The organism is Candidatus Symbiopectobacterium sp., assembly GCF_020054415.1.
In the GTDB taxonomy this organism is placed as follows: domain Bacteria; phylum Pseudomonadota; class Gammaproteobacteria; order Enterobacterales; family Enterobacteriaceae; genus Symbiopectobacterium.
On record NZ_JAHWCO010000481.1, the window covers coordinates 1 to 1,227 of the forward strand.

Genomic DNA, 1,227 nt, shown 5'->3' on the forward strand with positions numbered 1-1,227 from the left:
ATACCCGGGATGTGCCGTCTCGATTTCACCGCAGGCCTCATCATCGTGCGCCGCATCAATGCCACCTTCAGCAGCCAGTTCCTGATAACGGTAAAATGTATCGCGTGACACGCCCATGATCTTGCAGGCTTTTGATACGTTACCGAGTTCTTCGGCGAGATTGAGCAGGCCGGCCTTGTGTTTGATAATGGGATTGTTAGTATGAAGCATGAGAGTTACCTCGCGTTTTGTTCAAGGATTAGACACCCATATCAAAACCGGTAACTCTCAACCTTTCAAGGTCCAGTGTCAGATCTAGTCGCGACTAATACAGATGATGCACGGCCTATTTCACTGTCACTCCCATTGAGAAGTGACAGACTTAGGGGGCCTGAGGTCTTTAATTTCTTTCACAACCTTTTGCCAGATTCAGCGGCGATTATCGCCAGAATGCAGGCCAGATTTCAGGTAGAAACAGCTCATCCATTTGATTTATTAGCAAACGTAGGGCGTGATTGTATTGGAGCTATTCAGCTTTACCCTCCTACCAGCCAGATACCACCAGTGGCTGAAATGATTGCAACGCCTTTGGATGAAGGGCAAATAGAGGCACTGTTGGAGGGCTATCAAATGGCCCCCTTGGGGATGGTTGATGATGTCGACTTCCGCATCTCCCTGGCTGGAGCACAAGAAAAGACAGCGTTGCTTTGGCATCAAGGGCAGTGGCAACGGCCACTGGGTGGTACACCAACAAGCCATATCTTCAAGCTCCCCATCGGCAGGATAGTGCAGAACAACATCGATCTGAGTGAGAGCTGCGAAAATTAGTGGTTGTGCCTGCGTATTGCAAACGCATTTGTGTTTGAGACCCCCGCAGCAGAACTTGGCGTCTTCGGTCAAAAGAAAGTGCTCATCGTTGAACGTTTTGACCGGCGATGGGCGAGTAGCGGCGGCTGGTTGATGCGGCTGCCTCAGGAGAATTTCTGTCAAGCCCTTGGTATTCCACCTGCGTTGAAATATGAATCAGATGGAGGTCCCGGTATTGCTGATGCAATGAGATTGCTATTGGGCTCACGTTTGGCAACCCACGACCGCGAGATGTTCTTCAAAGGGCTTTGTTGAATAAATCAGAACTTGTAACGACTGCGCCCCATACGGGTCGATTGTTACGTGATGCGAATACTGTTCGGCATTCCTAATAGCGTGATCCGGTTAAGCGCTTTGACCATGGCCATGGCTTCACCCACC

Annotated in this window: 3 protein-coding genes and 1 pseudogene; 2 read left to right on the forward strand and 2 right to left on the reverse strand. The window is 50.0% G+C overall.

Annotated elements, in window-relative coordinates; translation table 11 throughout:
• On the reverse strand, nucleotides 1-210 hold a 210-nt coding region (locus QZ506_RS14090; RefSeq protein ID WP_291969843.1), incomplete at its 3' end, for a helix-turn-helix domain-containing protein.
• Between the two features lie 75 nt (nucleotides 211-285).
• On the opposite strand from QZ506_RS14090, the gene QZ506_RS14095 reads away from it, so the two are divergent.
• Nucleotides 286-807, forward strand: coding sequence for a HipA N-terminal domain-containing protein (locus QZ506_RS14095; protein ID WP_291971861.1), 522 nt, complete (start codon nucleotides 286-288; stop codon nucleotides 805-807).
• Nucleotides 808-810: 3 nt separating this feature from the next.
• Nucleotides 811-1,101: a HipA domain-containing protein gene (locus QZ506_RS14100; protein WP_291971863.1), complete on the forward strand. Its 291-nt coding sequence runs from the start codon at nucleotides 811-813 to the stop codon at nucleotides 1,099-1,101.
• A 44-nt stretch (nucleotides 1,102-1,145) separates the two neighbouring features.
• On the opposite strand, the pseudogene QZ506_RS14105 reads toward QZ506_RS14100, so the two are convergent.
• Nucleotides 1,146-1,227: pseudogene (locus QZ506_RS14105) on the reverse strand (lipoprotein); the annotation flags it as partial.